This is a genomic window from Cellulosilyticum sp. (genome assembly GCF_982396655.1).
Genome location: NZ_CEVXFV010000043.1, coordinates 19,255 through 34,653 on the forward strand (window position 1 = coordinate 19,255; position 15,399 = coordinate 34,653).

Sequence of the window (15,399 nt, forward strand, 5' to 3'; positions counted from 1 at the left end):
TAGATAGTTAAAATGGTAGAGTATCCCCATTTAACTTCATCTGATTGCAGTATTTGCTATACTTAATTAAATTTATTTAAAATAATGGGTCAAGAATTTGCAAGAAGCAGTGTTAAGTCAAAAGATAACCCTACTCCTTAGTAGCCGGTAAAGGAGCAGAAGTCACCCCAGGTAGTATATTTCCTGAAATATATTATCAAATTCTGGGCCCATTTAATTATATAAATAGCTATTATATAGACTATTAATAATAAGAATTATATGCGACATAAATTTAAAATATGACGATGGCCCTTAAAAAGGGTCATCGTCATATTTTTAATATAAAAAGGGACATAAATTTTACCTTAATTTTATAAAGTATAGGTAGCTACTTGACAAAGAAAAAACAGAATGATATGCTACAAATATAATTCCTACGAAATAACTAGGAATTGAAGGGGTGAAAAAAATGAAACTATCAACTAAAGGGCGTTATGGCCTACAAGCAATGGTTGATTTAGGCGTATATTCGAAAGAAAAACATATTTCACTAAAAAGTGTAGCAGAACGTTTGTCTATGTCTGAAAACTACTTAGAACAACTTATGGCACTTCTTAAAAAGAACAATTTAGTAACAAGTGTACGTGGGGCTCAGGGGGGTTATGCATTAGCAAGACCAGCAGATGAAATCACAATAGGTGATATTTTAAGAGCATTAGAAGGTTCACTTGCACCTACTGATTGTACTTGTGAAGGCAATACAGTACACTGCGCTTTAGATGGCAAATGTGTCACTAAGTCAGTTTGGGAAAAGATTAAACAAAGTATAGATAAAGTAGTTGACAATATTACACTTAGTCAGCTAATGGAAGATTATGAAAAGATTAATGAGAATACCTCACACATATATTGTATATAGAGTAACTAAAAGGAGATAATGACATGGAGCACATTTATTTAGATAATGCAGCAACAACACCAGTTAAACAAGAAGTGCTAGATGCGATGCTACCATATTTTACACAAAACTTTGGTAATCCATCTAGTGTATATAAAATTGCACAAATCAATAAAAAAGCAATTGATGAATCAAGAGAAACAATTGCTAAGGCATTAGGGGCACAAACAAACGAGATTTTCTTCACAAGTGGTGGTACAGAAGCAGATAACTGGGCAATCAAAGGAATCGCTGAGGCACACAAAGCAAAAGGAAATCATATTATTACAACTAAAATTGAACATCATGCAGTACTTCATACATGCGAATTCTTAGAAAAACATGGTTATGAGGTAACATACCTTGACGTAGATGCAGATGGTCTTGTAAATCCAGCAGATGTAGAAAAAGCTATTAAAGATACAACTATTTTAATTTCAGTTATGTATGCAAATAACGAAATTGGTTCAATTCAGCCAATCGCTGAAATTGGTGCCATTGCTAAAAAACACAATGTATTTTTCCATACAGATGCAGTTCAAGCAGTAGGCCAAGTAAGAATTGATGTTAAAGCACAAAATATTGACCTTCTTTCTTTATCAGGTCACAAAATTAATGGACCAAAAGGAATTGGTGTACTTTATGTAAGACGCGGTCTTAAACTTGAAAATCTTATTCATGGTGGGGCACAAGAACGTGGTCGACGTGCAGGTACAGAAAATGTACCAGGTATCGTAGGTCTTGCAAAAGCTATGGAACTTGCATATGCAAACTTTGATGCAAAAATTGAAAAACTTACAAAACTTAGAGATGAATTAATTGACGGTTTACTTAAAACTATCCCATATGCGAAGTTAAATGGTCATCGTACAAATAGACTTGCAAACAATGTCAACATTGGCGTAGAATTCGTAGAGGGTGAATCATTATTACTTTTACTTGATATGAATGGCATTGCAGCATCAAGTGGTTCAGCTTGTACATCAGGTTCACTTGATCCATCACATGTACTTTTAGCACTTGGTCTTCCACATGAGAAAGCACATGGTTCTATTCGCTTTACATTAGGTGAAATGAATACAGAAGAACAAGTAAAATATGTACTTGAAAAAATGCCACAAATTGTAGATCGTATGAGACAAATGTCTCCTTTATATGAAGACTTCTTAAAAGAAAATAAAGAAGTAAGTAAATAATTCAAGATATTAATAGACAACAATAGAAAATGACAAAATAATTAGAGGTGAAAAATATGTATAGTGAAAAAGTTATGGATCACTTTATGAATCCAAGAAACGTAGGGGAAATTGAAAACGCAAGTGGTGTAGGTACAGTTGGTAATGCTAAATGTGGAGACATCATGAAAGTATATTTACAAATTGAAGATGGTATCATTAAAGATGCTAAATTCAAGACATTTGGTTGTGGTGCGGCAGTAGCTACAAGTTCAATGGCTACAGAACTCGTAATCGGCAAAACAATTGAAGAAGCACTTAAAATTACAAATAAATCAGTAGCAGAAGCGCTTGATGGACTTCCACCAGTGAAAATGCACTGTTCATTACTTGCTGAAGAATCTCTTCATGCAGCACTTTGGGATTATGCTCAAAAAAATAACATTACTATTGAAGGTTTAGAACCACCAGTTGCAGATGTCCATGATCATGACCATCATGGGCATGACCACGATCACGAAGAAGGATCAGGTTGCTGCTAATATGAATGAGAATGCCAAAAAGAAAGTAGTAGTAGGTATGTCAGGGGGCGTGGATAGCTCTGTGACAGCCTACCTCTTAAAAGAGCAAGGTTATGAAGTAATCGGGATGACTATGCAAATTTGGCAAGAAGATGCGCCAGAAGATCACGACGGAGGATGTTGTGGTCTTTCTGCCGTTGATGATGCACGCCGTGTCTGTCAAAAATTAGATATCCCTCATTATGTTATTAACTTTAGAAAAGACTTTAAGAAGCATGTTATTGACTATTTCTTAGATGAATATCAACATGCCCGTACACCTAACCCATGCATCGCATGTAATCGTTACGTAAAATGGGAGTCTATGCTTCAAAAAGCCCTTCAGATTGGGGCAGATTACATTGCAACTGGTCATTATGCAAGGGTAATTCAAGATGAGAAAACAGGGCGTTTTACATTAAAACAATCTAAAACATTAGCAAAAGATCAAACTTATGCTTTATATAACCTAACGCAACATCAATTAGAGCATACTTTAATGCCTTTAGGCGATTATACAAAAGATGAAGTGCGTGCAATTGCTAAAGAAATTGGACTTGCAGTAGCTACAAAACCAGATAGTCAAGAAATTTGTTTCGTACCAGATAATGACTATGCTAAATTCATTGAAGAGAATACTGGGAGAAAATCTAAGCCAGGTAAATTCATTGATAAAGAGGGTAAAGTAGTAGGAACACATAAAGGAATTATTCATTATACAATTGGGCAAAGAAAAGGACTTGGACTTTCTCTAGGAAAACCTACCTTTGTAACACGTATTGATGCAAAAGAAAATGTAGTTAACCTTGGTGATAATGATGATTTATTTGACTACACAGTACGTGCAAATAACTTAAACTTCATGCCATTTGAAAAGCTTGAAGGAGAGATGAGATGTGCGGCTAAAATTCGTTATAGCCATGCACCACAACCATGTACAATTCGTATGATAGATGAAGAAACATTAGAATGTGTATTTGATGAAAAGCAACGTGCTATTACACCAGGACAAGCACTTGTACTTTATGATGGTGAAGAGCTTATTGGTGGTGGAACTATAATTTTATAAAAAATACTGTTATCTTAGCTAGAATGCTAGGATAACAGTATTTTTTTGTTTTATATTAAAATTTTAGATAGATATAAAAGAAAAATAGAGTTTCTTCCTTATAATAGGTGTATTTAACATAGATTTAATATAAATTTAAATTAGATTTAACGCACTATGATTTGAGATGACATAAGAAATATATAAAAACTCTTATAAAAAACAGTTTTTGTGAAATATTAAATATGTATAGACTCGCAAAAAATTAAAGGTATGGGAGGAAATTATGATTGATTGGGTACAGATAGCATTGACCTTTTTAGGCGGATTTGGACTCTTCCTATTTGGTATGGAATATATGGGGGAAGGGCTTCAAAAGGCAGCTGGTAACAAAATGAAAAACTTATTAGGCGTACTTACAAGTAATCGCTTTTTAGGAGTACTAGTAGGTGCCGGTATTACTGCACTTATTCAAAGTTCGTCTGCAACAACAGTAATGGTTGTAGGTTTTGTAAATGCAGGACTTATGTCACTTAGACAAGCTGTAGGTGTTATTATGGGGGCAAACATTGGTACGACAGTCACAGCTTGGATTGTAGCCCTTGGATCATGGACTAAATTTTTAAAGCCAGCAGTACTTGCGCCTATTTTTATTATTATAGGTGTTGTAATGCTTAGCTTTGGTAAAAGTAAAAATATAAAAAATATAGGTCAAATTTTATTTGGATTTGGTGGGCTTTTTTTAGGCCTTGAATCAATGGGAGATGCAGCTGATCCATTGAAGGAGTTACCACAAGTAAAAACTATATTTGTGACATTAGGAAGTAATCCGATCTTGGGTGTAATAGCAGGTGCAGTAGTTACTGCTATTATCCAAAGTTCTTCTGCATCAGTTGGTATACTACAAGCCTTAGCAACAGCTGGGCTCGTGCCATGGAATTCTGCAATTTATATTATTATGGGACAAAATATCGGAACATGTATTACAGCGATTCTTTCAAGTATTGGTGCAAGTAAAAATGCTAAAAGAGCAGCAACTATCCATTTTTTGTTTAACTTTATTGGATCAGTTCTTTTTACAATTATAGCCTTCATCGTTTTTACTTTTGTATTTCCTAGTTTAGGGATTAGAAATATTGATGTTACTCAGATTAGTGTTGTGCATACAGTCTTTAATATTTTAAATACCATCATACTGTTCCCATTTGGAAATGTACTAGTTAATTTAGCAGAGGTCATTGTGCGTGAGGGAAATGAAGAAAGTCCTAATCTCCTTCAACATTTAGATGATCGTATTCTAGAAACACCATCATTTGCACTTGAAAATGCAGCTAAAGAAGTCATGCGTATGGGAAAATTAGCACAGACTAATTTTCAGACAGCAGTAGAAGGGTTGTTTAATGCGGATGAGAAAAAAATTAAATTAGTTTTTGAACAAGAAAAGACAATTAATGCACTGCAACAAGGTATTAATGATTATTTGATTAAATTAACACATGCTAACTTGTCTGAAAATGAAAACTATATTGTAACATCTCTGTTTCACACAGTAGGAGATATTGAACGTGTAGGTGATCATGCAGATAATATTGCAGAATTAGCAGATGAAATGAAGAAGGAAAATCTAAAATTTTCACCTGATGCTAAAAAAGAGCTTATGGAAATTACTGACAAAGCTATGAAGTGCTTTGCAGCAGCACTTAAGGGATATGAACTACAAAGTGAGGATGCGGCAAGAGAAGCCTTGCCTTATGAAACGTATGTGGACAAATTAGAGGAGAGATATCGTACAAGGCATATGAAACGTTTGGCAGAAGAGGCATGTGAACCAAGAGCTGGGATTATTTTTCTAGATACAATTAGTAATGTAGAACGTATTTCTGATCATGCACTTAATATTGCGCAAAGTGTTCTGAACAAAAATAAGTATATGACAAGTGAAGAATAGAAACAATTTGTTCATAAATAGAAAATATATTGTTAACAAAAAAAGACCTTATTAGATTAAATATGACTTGAGAATGAAAAAAGATGGTGTTACAATAAGCCTGTATGCAAAATTATCTTGGGAGGATTATAATGAATGAGATAAACTGGCTTAATGTAGCACTAAGCTTCTTAGGAGGGTTTGGACTCTTTCTCTTTGGTATGGAATACATGGGAGAAGGGTTACAAAAAGCAGCTGGTAGCAAAATGAAAAACCTATTAGGCGTACTTACGAATAATAGATTTTTAGGTGTTTTAGTTGGTGCAGGTGTGACTGCACTTATACAAAGTTCATCAGCTACAACAGTAATGGTTGTAGGTTTTGTAAACGCGGGGCTTATGTCTCTTAAACAAGCTGTAGGTGTAATCATGGGAGCTAATGTGGGTACCACAGTAACAGCTTGGATTGTATCGCTTGGAGAATGGACAAGTTTCCTAAAACCATCAGTACTAGCACCAATATGTATTATCATAGGTGTTGTTTTAACAATGTTTGCTAAAAAGCAACATACAAAACATGTTGGACAAATTTTATTTGGATTTGGTGCATTATTCTTAGGTCTTGACACAATGAGTGATGCAGCAACACCACTTAGAGGATTAGAATCAGTACGTAACTTATTTGTTGTACTAGGAAGTAATCCAATTTTAGGGATTTTAGTAGGTGCCATTGTAACGGCAGTTATTCAAAGCTCTTCAGCTTCAGTTGGTATTTTACAAGCCTTAGCAACAGCTGCACTTGTACCATGGAACTCAGCAATTTATATTATATTAGGACAAAACATCGGGACATGTATTACAGCAATTCTTTCTAGTATTGGTGCAAGTAAAAATGCTAAAAGAGCAGCAGCAATTCACTTCTTATTTAACTTTTTAGGTTCAGTTGTGTTTGCAATTATTGCATGTATAGGATTTACATGGGTTGCCCCAGAACTCGGTGCACAATTAATTGATGTGACACAAATCAGTGTTGTACACACAGTATTCAACATCATGAATACAATTTTATTATTCCCATTTGCGGGACTTCTTGTAACTTTAGCTGAGAAAATTATTACAGGTAAAGATGATTCAGATGAAGGTGAGCTTAAGCACCTTGATGAGCGTATTTTAGAAACACCATCATTTGCAGTAGAAAATGCTGTAAAAGAAGTTGTACGCATGGGTAATATTGCACATCAAAATGTTCAAGCATCAATGGAAGCATTATTTGAAAAAGATGAGAAGAAAATTGAAGAGGTCTTTGAAAGAGAAAAGATTATCAATCAATTACAACATGGTATTAATCATTACCTTGTAAAACTTACTAATACAACTATTTCAGAAAAAGAACATACAATCGTAACAGCTCTTTTCCATACAGTAAGTGATATTGAGCGTGTAGGCGATCATGCAGAAAACTTAGCAGAACTTGCACAAAGCTTAATTGAACAGGAACTTAATTTCTCTGATAAAGCAAAACAAGAGCTACGTGAAATTATTGAAACAGCTACAAGTTGTTTTGAAATGTCAATGAGAGCTTATGAATTCAGTGACAAAGCTATTGCACAAAAGGCAATACCACTTGAAGATAAAGTAGATAGTATGGAAACTAAATTACGTTCAAGACATATGAAACGTTTAGCTGATAATACATGTGATTCATTAGCCGGCATTGTATTCTTAGACGTTATTAGTAATGTGGAGCGTATTTCTGATCATGCATGTAATATTGCACAAACAATATTAGATGAAAACAAATCATTAACATCAGAAGATATTAGCTATACAACATTTCAACAATAAATAAATTTTATAGTCGTAGCACAAAGTGTTGCGGCTTTTTTTTGTGGATGGAAGTGAGTGTGGATAAATAAGAAAATTATCATAAATATAAATGAAGGGGGCTAAAGGAAAGTGAAAATAGTGCAAGAAAGTATATTTTTGTGGGAAAAGTATGTATGAGTCGGAAAAGTTAATGAAGAATTGTTAAAGTTTAAATTATTTAAAAAGAATAAAAATGGTATGAAAGAGATGAATAACGTGAGAAAAAGAGGAAAAAATAAAAAGAGTATGGGGGCAAAATTTAGATAAGAGAACGTTTTTAGCGCATAAGTTACAAATAAAGTAAAAAAAATAGGAAAAATATGTTGCGTAATTAGGAGAAAATAGATACAATAAGGGAGTGGGACAAAAAAGTAAGTCGTGGGACAAAAATGTACCCGAGGAGTATAGCAATGCAAAATATAGTAAATGCCTTAGAGAGATTACTTCCAGAAGGGCTTCAAATGTTTAAAGAACGTTACAGGCTTTTGCAAACCATTATGCAAAATGAACCAGTCGGTCGAAGAACACTTGTAAACTTACTGAAAGTATCAGAAAGAACGGTTCGTGGTGAAGTGGATCGATTATTTCAAAATGGGCTTGTTGAAATTTCTTCTATGGGTATAAGTATTACACCGCAGGGAGAAGATGTATTAAATACATTGTATGCCATCATTCATGAGTTAGAAGCTACAAGTCGCTTAGAAAAAGATATTGAAGCTTTACTAGAACTTAAAAAAGCTATCGTTGTAAAGGGCAATATGGATGAACGCGATGAAATAAAAAATGAACTGGGTGTTGCTTGTATGAGCATACTAGAGCATGAACTTAAGGATGAGTGCACAGTTGCGATTACAGGAGGAACAACCATTGCCCATATGATTGCATCTATGCCAAGATGCGGACATCACTTTAATGGCTTAAGAGTTATTCCTGCTAGAGGAAGCGTAGGTCAAAGAGTGGAACTGCAAGCACATACTATAGCAGTAGAACTTGCTAAGAAGCTAGATGCAGAGTATGAGTTATTAGCGATTCCAGATAATCTCAGTAATCAGTCCATTAGCCTTATAAAAAGTGAACCACAGATACAAAATTTATTGCAAAAGATTTCAAAAACAGATATTATTATATTTGGAATAGGAAATGCCATAAAAATGGCAAAACGTCGCAACGAGCCACCAGTTGTCTTAAAACATTTAGAAGAGAAACAGGCGGTTGCAGAGTCTTTTAGATATTATTTTAACAAAGAAGGACAAGTTGTGTATGCCACAGGCTCTATAGGTGTCGAACCTGAGATTGCAAAAGCAATTCCAGTTAGAATCGCAGTAGCTGGTGGTGAAAGTAAAGCAGATGCTATTATGGCAACTAGTACTTTACTTAAAGGAAGCTATCTCATATTAGATGAGGGAGCTGCTAAACGAATACTTACTACTTACGAAAAGAATTAAAAAAATAGTTAAAAAATTCACTTTAAAAAGTAGAAAATTTTGAAGATAAGTGGTAAAATGAAACAGGTATCATATCGCCACTACTGGTACATACTAATAACGGCGATTTGAATATATAAAATCAAAAGATATTTCTTAAGGAGGAACCAATAATGGCAGTAAAAGTAGCGATTAATGGATTTGGACGTATTGGACGTCTTGCTTTCAGACAAATGTTCGGAGCAGAAGGTTACGAAATCGTAGCAATCAACGATTTAACTAACCCAGCAATGTTAGCACACTTATTAAAATATGACTCTTCTCAAGGTAGATACAACGGTACAGTTGAAGCTAAAGAAGATTCAATCGTTGTAAACGGTAAAGAAATCAAAATCTACGCAGAAGCAGATGCTAACAACCTTCCATGGGGAGAATTAGACGTAGACGTAGTACTTGAATGTACAGGTTTCTATGTATCTAAAGCTAAATCTCAAGCACACATCAATGCAGGTGCTAAAAAAGTTGTTATTTCAGCTCCAGCTGGAAACGACCTTCCAACAATCGTATTCGGTGTAAACGAAGGAACATTAACAAAAGAAGATACAATCATTTCTGCAGCTTCTTGTACAACAAACTGCTTAGCTCCAATGGCTAATGCACTTAACAACTTAGCACCAATCAAATCTGGTATCATGGCTACAATCCATGCTTACACAGGTGACCAAATGGTACTTGATGGTCCACACAGAAAAGGTGATTTCAGAAGAGCTAGAGCTGCTGCTGTAAACATCGTTCCTAACTCAACAGGTGCTGCTAAAGCTATCGGTTTAGTTATCCCAGCATTAAACGGTAAATTAATCGGTGCTGCACAACGTGTTCCAGTTCCAACAGGTTCAACAACAATCCTTACAGCTGTAGTTGAAGGAACAGTAACAAAAGAACAAATCAACGAAGCTATGAAAGCTGCTTCAAATGCATCTTTCGGTTACACAGAAGAAGAATTAGTATCATCTGATATCGTAGGTATCACATACGGTTCATTATTCGATGCTACACAAACAATGGTAACTAACCTTGACAATGGTACATCTCAAGTACAAGTTGTTTCTTGGTATGACAACGAAAACTCATACACAAGCCAAATGGTTAGAACAATCAAATACTTCGCTGAACTTGCTTAATTTTTAAGTAACTAGTGATATAAGATCCTAACAGGGTCCGGTCTTGTAGGTTAGACTTATAGGACTGGACCCTTTTGACATTTATTAAGTAAAATTTCCATAAATATTGTAGATTTTACTTTTGTATAATCATGATATAATGTATAATTTTATTATCAAAATTTGAAAGGAGTTTACGACTATGTTAAACAAAAAAACAGTTGATGATTTAACAAATCTTCAAGGCAAAAAGGTATTAGTACGTTGTGACTTCAACGTACCTTTAAAAGAAGGAGTTATCCAAAACTACAATCGTATTGATGGTGCACTTCCAACAATCAAAAAATTATTAGAACAAGGTGCAAAAGTTATCCTTTGCTCACACCTTGGTAAACCAAAAGGAGAAGCTCTTCCAGAGTTATCATTAGCTCCAGTTGCTGCTGCTCTTTCAGAAAGATTAGGATTAGACGTTAAATTCGTTAATGATCCACAAGTAACAGGTCCAGAAACACAAAAAGTAGCTGCTGACCTTAAAGATGGTGAAGTATTATTACTTCAAAACACTCGTTACAGAGCAGAAGAAACAAAATATGGAAAAGATGAAAATGCAGAAAACTACGCTAAAGAATTAGCTGCACTTTGTGATAACGAAGTATTCGTAAATGATGCTTTCGGTACAGCTCACCGTGCACACTGTTCAAACGTAGGTGTAACTAAATTCTGTAAAGAAAACGTAGTTGGTTACTTAATGCAAAAAGAAATCAAATTCTTAGGCGAAGCTGTAGAAAATCCAGTTCGTCCATTCGTAGCTATCCTTGGTGGTGCTAAAGTATCTGATAAAATTGCTGTTATCAACAACCTTCTTGAAAAAGTTGATACACTTATCATCGGTGGAGGTATGGCTTACACATTCCTTAAAGCTCAAGGACAAGAAGTTGGTAACTCATTATTAGAAGAAGATAAAATGGATTACGCTTTAGAAATGGTTAAAAAAGCTGAAGAAAAAGGTGTTAAACTTTTACTTCCAGTTGACCACGTTGTTGGTAAAACATTTGCTAACGACACAGAAAAAGCTGTTGTTGAAACAATTGAAGCTGGTTGGTCAGGATTCGATATCGGACCAAAAACAATTGAACTTTACAAAAAAGCGCTTGAAGGTGCTAAAACAGTTGTATGGAATGGACCAATGGGTGTATTCGAATTTGAAAACTTCGCTGCTGGTACTCTTGCAGTATGTGACGCAGTTGCTAACCTTGAAGGTGCAACAACAGTAGTAGGTGGAGGAGACTCTGTAAACGCTGTTAAACGTCTTGGATTTGCTGACAAAATGTCACACATCTCTACAGGTGGTGGTGCATCACTTGAGTTCTTAGAAGGTAAAGAACTTCCAGGTGTAGCTGCTGCTGACAACAAATAATCTTTGATTTTATAATTTAAATAAAAGCATATTTTATAAATGGTTTTTTATAAGATATATTATGAAGAGCTGTTAATAATAGAGAAAATAGAAACTATAATAAATGGACGCCAATTCATTTAAAGGGAATTATAGTTAAGTTAAACAATGAGATTAACAATATATTATGGGGTGAATTTTAACCCAAAGGAGTGTTTTTAAATGCGTAAAAAAATCGTAGCAGGAAACTGGAAAATGAACATGACTCCAGCTAAAGCTGTTGAACTTATTAATTCATTAAAAAATGAAATCAACACAACTGATGTAGAAGTAGTTGTATGCCCACCTTTCGTGTGCCTTCCAGCTGTACTTGATGCTGTTAAAGGAACAAACATTGGTGTAGGTGCTCAAAATATGCACTTTGAAGAAAGTGGTGCTTTTACAGGTGAAATCGCACCAAGCATGCTTGTAGAACTTGGTGTTAAATATGTAGTAATCGGTCACTCAGAAAGAAGACAATACTTCGCTGAAACTGATGAAACAGTTAACAAAAAAGTATTAAAAGCTATTGAACATAACTTAGTACCAATCATCTGTGTTGGTGAAAGTTTAGAAGAAAGAGAACAAGGCGTAACTATCGACCTTGTACGTCTTCAAACAAAAATTGCACTTAAAGATGTAAAAGCAGAAGATGCTAAAAATGTTGTAATTGCTTATGAACCAATCTGGGCAATCGGAACAGGTAAAACAGCTACATCAGCTCAAGCAGAAGAAGTTTGCGCAGCTATCAGAACTGTAGTTGGAGAAGTTTATGGTCAAGAAGTAGCTGACGCGGTACGCGTTCAATACGGCGGATCAGTAAACGGTGGTAATGCTAACGAATTATTCAACATGGGTAATATCGATGGTGGTCTTGTAGGTGGTGCATCTCTTAAACCAGAATTTGCATCAATCGTAAACTACTAAGATCGATTATTTGAAAGTTTAACTTCAAGGTTAGAATATTAATCTGAGATTATAAATGTAATCTAAGGTTATAATAATAATCTTAGGTTACAACAGTAATCTTTGGGATAGGAGAACGACAATGAGTAAACAAACAACTTTATTACTCATCCTTGATGGATTTGGTATCAATGAAAACATGGAAGCTAATGCTGTAGCAGAAGCTAACAAACCTAATCTTGATGCTATTATGAAAAAATATCCTACTGTAAAAGGCTATGCAAGTGGTATGGCTGTAGGACTTCCAGATGGACAAATGGGTAACTCAGAAGTTGGTCACCTTAACATGGGTGCTGGACGTATTGTATACCAACAACTTACAAGTATTACAAAAGCAATCCAAGATGGTGACTTCTTTAAAAATGAAGCATTAGTAAACGCTATGAACGTTTGTAAAACAAATAATAGTGCACTTCACTTATTTGGTTTATTATCAGATGGTGGTGTACACAGCCATATCGAACATCTTTATGGTCTTCTTGAAATGGCTAAAAGAGAAGGACTTGAAAAAGTATACGTACATGCCTTCTTAGATGGACGTGATACACCTCCTGCATCTGCTAAAGAATTCATGGAAGCACTTGTTGCTAAAATGAAAGAAATCGGTGTAGGTAAAGTTGCATCTATTTCTGGTCGTTACTATGCAATGGACCGTGATAATAGATGGGACCGCGTAGAAAAAGCTTACAAGGCAATTGCTTTAGGAGAAGGCGAAAAAGCTACAGATCCAGTACAAGCTATTGCTGATTCATATGCAAAAGAAGTTAACGATGAATTCGTTGTACCAACTGTTATTACAGAAGGCGGCGAAGCTATCGGTAAAATCTCTGCTGATGATAGCGTAATCTTCTTTAACTTTAGACCAGACCGTGCACGTGAGATGACAAGAGTATTTGTTGATGACGAGTTCGATGGTTTCAAGAGAGAAAAGATTGGATGCGCATTCACAACATTTACACAATACGATATCACACTTCCTGTGACAGATGTATGTTTCAAACCAGAAGCACTTACTAATACATTTGGTGAGTACTTAGCGAAAAATGGTAAAACACAACTTCGTATTGCTGAAACAGAAAAATATGCACACGTTACTTTCTTCTTCAACGGTGGTGTAGAAGAGTGTAATGAAGGAGAAGATCGTACATTAATTCCTTCACCAAAAGTAGCAACTTATGATTTACAACCAGAAATGAGTGTATTTGAAGTGGCAGACAAATTAGATGCAGCTATTCGTGGCGGCGAATACGATGTAATTATCTGTAACTTTGCTAACCCAGATATGGTTGGTCACACAGGTGATTTAGAAGCAGCTAAAAAAGCAATTGAAGCTGTGGATAAAGCAGTAGGTCAAGTAATCACTGCTATTGAAGAAACAAATGGTTATGCATTTATTTGTGCAGACCACGGAAATGCTGAACAAATGATTGATTACACAAATCATGAAGCGTTTACAGCACACACAACTAATCCAGTACCATTTATCCTTGTTAATTACAAAGAGGGTGTAACACTTAAAGAAGGCGGTAAACTTGCAGATATCGCACCAACTTTACTTGAAATGATGGGAATGGAACAACCAGCTGAAATGACCGGCGAATCTTTATTAGTAAAATAGCTTAAATTAAGTACGAAGTAAAAACTTAAAATTGGTTCATAGATTCATACTATTACACACACACAATTTGAGTCTTGAAACAAGAAGAATGCAACTTAAAGTTTACTATTACACACACACAAACAAACTTAAAAATGCATTTAAAGAAAACAAAGTACTTATAATAATAATGTTGCAACAAGTAGCCATAGGGCTACACTAACACTTAGAAACTGTTAAAGATAGCAACAAGCAATAGATTCGACAACAACCAAATAACCATCCTTGAATGCTTCGGTTAGCTCCCAAGGCATTCATCAAAATCGTAAACAAAGTAGTGGATTAGCTACCCACTACGGGAAATACATGCATGTTTTACGTAACACCTATATAGACCCGACGGGGACTATATAGGTGTTTTTTGCATGCTTTAAAATAAAAGGTATGAAATGTCTTTTTTTGTCCATAAGGTGTTGGCTGACTTGGTTGAAATATGTATATATTTGAAATAAAATATATATACAAGTAATTACTGAGATCACAACTATATTAGCGTACGAAATACAGTTGACAACAAATAATAAAAGGAGCATTAAAATGGAATTTACGCAAATGACAGCATCAGAATTAGAAATCGTAGAAGGAGGAGGCTGGAAAGAAGCAGCTTGTGTTTTCTTTGGAACAGTGGCAGTAGCAGCTGCAGTACCAGTAGCAGTAGTAAATCCAGGAGCTGGTTTAGCATTAGCTGGCGGCGGTTTAGCTTGTATTGATGCAGGTATATAAATTATAATTAAGGAGAAAAGATTATGTTAAATACTGAATGTTTTTCTAATATGAATACTGAAGAATTAATTGAAGTTGAAGGAGGAGGCTGGCTTTCAGTAGTTGGTGGCGGATTAATTGCTGCTGGTGCTATTGTTTCTGGAGGCGGAGCATTAGTAGTTACTGTAGGTGTAGCAGGTGGATTATTAACAGCTATAGCAGGTGCGTAATGAATTTATTATTAATTAGTCATATAATTTTTAATCTAATATTTTTTATGTTTTGTTATTTTGCCATAGCTGCAGTAAAAAATATTAAATTAAAAGAAAGTAAATTTGAAAAGAATTTAATGATTGTTTGTTTTATATGTGGCATGTTAGGGTATATTTTATACTTGGTAGTTGCTATTGATTCGTTATTAAAGGGTGACTTTTTTGCACAAAGTTTTTCTTTGCTGATAACGAGTTGGGCCTTTATGCTAGCAGTTGAACGTATTTATAATAAAAAATCATAAGCGTAAACTTAAAACTAAATCTTTCCAGTAACAAAAATAATAAAAAT

Annotated in this window: 14 protein-coding genes; all 14 read left to right on the top strand. The window is 34.8% G+C overall.

What is annotated here, in order from left to right; genetic code table 11:
- The first annotated feature begins 451 nt into the window (after nt 1–451).
- The 14 genes from AC1VAQ_RS15520 (at nt 452) to AC1VAQ_RS15585 (ending at nt 15,352) form a co-directional block, all read left to right on the top strand.
- On the top strand, nt 452–901 hold the full coding sequence (locus AC1VAQ_RS15520) for an RrF2 family transcriptional regulator (protein ID WP_302598239.1): 450 nt from the start codon (nt 452–454) through the stop codon (nt 899–901).
- A 23-nt stretch (nt 902–924) separates the two neighbouring features.
- Entirely contained in the window at nt 925–2,115 is a 1,191-nt protein-coding gene (nifS, locus tag AC1VAQ_RS15525; RefSeq protein ID WP_302598238.1) for a cysteine desulfurase NifS, read from the top strand.
- 56 nt (nt 2,116–2,171) lie between these two features.
- Complete coding sequence (nifU, locus tag AC1VAQ_RS15530; RefSeq protein ID WP_302598237.1) at nt 2,172–2,636, top strand: Fe-S cluster assembly scaffold protein NifU; 465 nt, start codon at nt 2,172–2,174, stop codon at nt 2,634–2,636.
- Entirely contained in the window at nt 2,599–3,723 is a 1,125-nt protein-coding gene (gene mnmA, locus AC1VAQ_RS15535) for a tRNA 2-thiouridine(34) synthase MnmA (RefSeq protein WP_479904125.1), read from the top strand. Before nifU ends, mnmA begins: the two co-directional genes overlap by 38 nt.
- Nucleotides 3,724–3,988: 265 nt before the next feature.
- Nucleotides 3,989–5,650, top strand: coding sequence for a Na/Pi cotransporter family protein (locus tag AC1VAQ_RS15540; protein ID WP_302598235.1), 1,662 nt, complete (start codon nt 3,989–3,991; stop codon nt 5,648–5,650).
- Nucleotides 5,651–5,781: 131 nt separating this feature from the next.
- Nucleotides 5,782–7,473, top strand: a complete 1,692-nt coding sequence (locus AC1VAQ_RS15545; RefSeq protein WP_302598234.1) for a Na/Pi cotransporter family protein — start codon at nt 5,782–5,784, stop codon at nt 7,471–7,473.
- A gap of 431 nt (nt 7,474–7,904) precedes the next feature.
- Complete coding sequence (locus AC1VAQ_RS15550; RefSeq protein WP_302598232.1) at nt 7,905–8,939, top strand: sugar-binding transcriptional regulator; 1,035 nt, start codon at nt 7,905–7,907, stop codon at nt 8,937–8,939.
- A 152-nt stretch (nt 8,940–9,091) separates the two neighbouring features.
- A complete protein-coding gene (gene gap / locus AC1VAQ_RS15555) occupies nt 9,092–10,099 on the top strand; it encodes a type I glyceraldehyde-3-phosphate dehydrogenase (protein ID WP_302598231.1) in 1,008 nt (335 codons plus the stop codon).
- A 181-nt stretch (nt 10,100–10,280) separates the two neighbouring features.
- On the top strand, nt 10,281–11,495 hold the full coding sequence (locus tag AC1VAQ_RS15560; protein WP_302598230.1) for a phosphoglycerate kinase: 1,215 nt from the start codon (nt 10,281–10,283) through the stop codon (nt 11,493–11,495).
- A gap of 201 nt (nt 11,496–11,696) precedes the next feature.
- Nucleotides 11,697–12,440, top strand: coding sequence for a triose-phosphate isomerase (gene tpiA / locus AC1VAQ_RS15565; RefSeq protein ID WP_302598228.1), 744 nt, complete (start codon nt 11,697–11,699; stop codon nt 12,438–12,440).
- A gap of 121 nt (nt 12,441–12,561) precedes the next feature.
- On the top strand, nt 12,562–14,097 hold the full coding sequence (gene gpmI, locus AC1VAQ_RS15570) for a 2,3-bisphosphoglycerate-independent phosphoglycerate mutase (protein ID WP_479904126.1): 1,536 nt from the start codon (nt 12,562–12,564) through the stop codon (nt 14,095–14,097).
- A gap of 576 nt (nt 14,098–14,673) precedes the next feature.
- Nucleotides 14,674–14,859 carry a hypothetical protein gene (locus tag AC1VAQ_RS15575; protein WP_479904127.1) on the top strand — a complete coding sequence of 62 codons (186 nt, stop codon included), beginning with the start codon at nt 14,674–14,676 and terminating at the stop codon, nt 14,857–14,859.
- Nucleotides 14,860–14,882: 23 nt separating this feature from the next.
- On the top strand, nt 14,883–15,068 hold the full coding sequence (locus AC1VAQ_RS15580; protein ID WP_302598223.1) for a hypothetical protein: 186 nt from the start codon (nt 14,883–14,885) through the stop codon (nt 15,066–15,068).
- Entirely contained in the window at nt 15,068–15,352 is a 285-nt protein-coding gene (locus AC1VAQ_RS15585) for a hypothetical protein (protein WP_479904128.1), read from the top strand. The genes AC1VAQ_RS15580 and AC1VAQ_RS15585 overlap by 1 nt, the downstream gene beginning before the upstream one ends.
- Nucleotides 15,353–15,399: the final 47 nt, after the last annotated feature.